General features: G+C 63.4%; 1 protein-coding gene. It reads left to right on the forward strand.

The genetic code is table 11. From position 1 onward, the window contains the following. On the forward strand, window positions 1-3,767 hold a 3,767-nt coding region (locus KPG66_RS16845), incomplete at both ends, for an amino acid adenylation domain-containing protein (protein ID WP_237071594.1).

The raw sequence follows: 3,767 nt of genomic DNA on the forward strand, positions 1-3,767 counted from the left end.
AAACACTGTTACCGAGCGCGCAGCTGTATAACTTGTATGGTCCGACGGAAGCGGCAATTGATGTGACGGCCTGGAGCTGCCCGGCAAACTACACAGAGGACACCGTGCCAATCGGCCGGCCGATTGCGAACACAAGGATCTATCTGCTCGATGCGCCCGGGCAGCCAGTGCCACTGGGTGCGGTTGGTGAACTGTACATCGGTGGCGCAGGCGTGGCACGCGGCTATTGGAACCGCCCGGCGCTGACCGCCGAGCGCTTTGTGCCGGATCCGTTCTCAGAGGACGCCGATGCGCGGCTGTATAAGACTGGGGATTTGGCACGGTATTTACCGGACGGCAATCTGGAGTTCGTGGGGCGCAACGATGAGCAAGTCAAGATCCGCGGTTTTCGGATTGAACTGGGTGAGATTGAGGCGTGCTTAACGGCGCATCCGCAAGTGCGTGATGCGGTGGTGCTAGCAACAGGCGAGGGCTCGGCTAAGCGGCTGGTGGCGTATGTGCGGGCCGAAGCGGACGAGCCACTGGCGAGCACACTGCGCGCGCAGGTGGCGGCGAAGCTGCCTGAGTATATGGTGCCCAGTGCGTTTGTGCAAGTGGACGCGTGGCCGCTGACGCCCAACGGCAAGCTCGATCGGCGTGCACTGCCCGCACCGGATGACGAGGCACTGGCGCATCAAGCGTATGAAGCGCCGCAAGGCGAGCTGGAGACGACGTTAGCCGAGATTTGGGCTGAGCTCTTGGGTGTGAAGCGTGTGGGTCGGCACGACAGCTTCTTTGCGCTCGGGGGCCACTCGCTGCTGGCGGTGCAGCTCATTGAACGTCTGCGGCGTCGGGGCTTGAGTGTGTCAGTGCGGGCGCTATTTGAGGCACCGACGCTCACTGCATTGGCGCAGACGTTGGGCCAGCGCCGTGACGTGGTGGTGCCTGCGAACGCGATCACGCCTGACACAACGGCGATTACGCCGTCGATGCTGCCGCTCATTGAGCTGACGCAAGCGGACATTGATAAGATTGTCGAGCAGGTGCCGGGAGGGGGGGCCAATATCCAGGACATTTATGCCCTGTCGCCGCTGCAAGACGGGCTACTGTTTCACCATCTGCTGGCCAGCACAGGCGATCCATATCTGCTGATGGTGCAGCTGGCTTTCGACAGTCGCGCGCGGCTTGACCAGTATCTGCACGCGCTGCAGCAGGTGATTGATCGCCACGATATTTTGCGCACCGCGTTCGTCTGGGAAGGCGTGTCCACGCCTGCGCAAGTGGTGTGGCGCCACGTGCGGTTGCCGGTGACCGAGCTGACGCTGGATGCCGCTGACGGGCCGATTGCGGCGCAATTGGCGCGGCGCTTTGATCCGCGTCACACGCGGCTGGATCTGACGCAAGCGCCGCTGCTGCACTGTGCGATTGCGCAGGAGAGTAGGGGGCGCTGGCTACTCACGCAGCGGCTGCACCATTTGATTGGCGATCACTCGACGCTGGAGGTGATGCACGCGCAGGTGCGGGCGTTCATCGAGGGTCGAGGCGACACCCTACCGCCGGCGCAGCCGTTCCGTCATCTGGTCGCGCAAGCCAGGTTGGGTGTCAGTGAAGCCGAGCATGCGCGCTTTTTTACCGAGCTGCTCGCGGACGTGGAGCCGACCTTGCCGTTTGGGCTCGCACAGGTACAGCGCGACGGCAGTGACGTGAGCGAAGCCCACCGGATGCTGCCGCCGGCGTTGAACGACCGGCTGCGCGGGCACGCCAAACGGTTGGGCGTCAGTCTGGCGAGCCTATGTCATTTGGCATGGGCGCAGGTGCTGGCGCGCGCGAGCGGCCAATCACGCGTGGTGTTTGGCACCGTACTGTTCGGTCGGATGCAAGCGGGTGAGGGTGCCGATCGTGCGATGGGGCTCTTTATCAATACGTTGCCACTGCGTGTGGATTTGGACGGCAGTGTGGAGGCGTGTGTGCGGAGCACGCATGCGCGGCTGGCGGCGTTGCTCGAGCATGAGCATGCGTCGCTGGCGCTCGCGCAGCGCTGCAACGGCGTGCCGTCGGGCACGCCGCTCTTCAGTGCGCTGCTCAATTACCGGCACAATGCGATGGGCTCGAATGAGCGCAGCGGGCTATCGGGTGTGGAACTGTTGAGCGGGCAGGAGCGCACCAATTATCCAATTGGGCTGTCAGTGGAAGATGATGGGCAGTCGTTGGGGCTAACGGCCCAGAGCGTGCCGCCGCTGGAGCCCGAGCGGGTGTGCGCGTATATGCAGCGGGCGCTGCACAGCTTGGCCGACGTGCTCGAGGCGGTGCCCGACACCGCAGTGCAGCGGTTGCAGGTGCTGCCCGAGGCGGAGCGTCAGTTGCTGCTTGACACGTGGAATGCGACGCAGCGGGACTATCCGTCGCACTTGTGCGTGCACCAGTTGTTCGAAGCGCAGGTCGAGCGCACGCCCGAGGCGCCGGCGCTGGTGTATGAAGCGCAGACGCTGAGCTATGCGCAGCTGAACGCACAAGCTAATCGCCTCGCACACCAGTTGATCGAGTTGGGCGTCAGGCCCGATGCACGGGTGGCGATCTGCGTGCAGCGCAGTGCCGCGTTGGTCGTGGGGGTGCTGGCGATTTTAAAGGCTGGGGGTGCGTATGTGCCGCTGGATCCAGCGTATCCGGGCGAGCGCTTGGCGCACATTCTTGTTGATGCATCCCCGAACATTGTGCTCGCGGATGCGGCCGGGCGCGCTGCGTTAGGCGACGCGGCGCTCGCATCCTGCACGGTGCTCGATCCGGTTACCTTGCCGGCGTTGCCGGACACGAATCCGTCGGTGGCGGGCCTGACGGCCCGGCATCTGGCGTATGTGATTTATACGTCGGGCTCCACCGGTACCCCGAAGGGCGTGATGGTCGAGCATCGAGGCGTGGTGAACCTTGCTCTGGCGCAGATTGCCTGTTTTGGGGTGCAGCCAACCAGCCGCATTTTGCAGTTTGCGTCGTTCAGCTTTGATGCGAGTGCATCCGAAATCTGGATGGCCTTTGGCAGCGGTGCAGTGTTGTATTTGCCCCTCGAGGCGGCCCGGCAGGATCGGCATGCTTTGTGGGACTATTTGGCAAGCCATGCGATTACGCACGCGACTTTACCGCCAGCACTGCTTCAACATGGCGCAGATTTGTCCAGTTTTGGTCTGTCCTTAACACTGATTCTGGCAGGCGAAGCGCCCAGTGCGACGTTGGTTCGAAACTTGGTCGACCAAAGCACGGTTTTTAATGCCTACGGCCCCACGGAGACAACCGTGTGTGCCACAGCATGGCGTGGTGCACGTGACTTCAGCGGTGCGGTCCCGATTGGCCGACCTATTGCCAACACGCGCATTTATTTGCTGGACGCACACAGCCAGCCGGTGCCCCTGGGTGCAGTCGGTGAACTATACATCGGTGGCGCAGGCGTCGCGCGCGGCTATTGGAACCGCCCGGCGCTGACCGCCGAGCGCTTTGTGCCGGATCCGTTCTCAGAGGACGCCGATGCGCGGCTGTATAAGACTGGGGATTTGGCACGGTATTTACCGGACGGCCATCTGGAGTTCGTGGGGCGCAACGATGAGCAAGTCAAGATCCGCGGTTTTCGGATTGAACTGGGCGAGATCGCAGCGTGCTTAACGGCGCACCCGCAGGTGCAGGATGCAGTGGTGCTCGCGTGCGGTGAGGGGTCGGACAAGCGGCTGGTGGCGTATGTGCGGGCCGAAGCGGACGAGCCACTGGCGAGCACCTTGCGCGCGCATGTTTCGGCCCGCCTGCCC

The organism is Mycetohabitans sp. B2 (genome assembly GCF_021733735.1).
GTDB lineage: Bacteria > Pseudomonadota > Gammaproteobacteria > Burkholderiales > Burkholderiaceae > Mycetohabitans > Mycetohabitans rhizoxinica.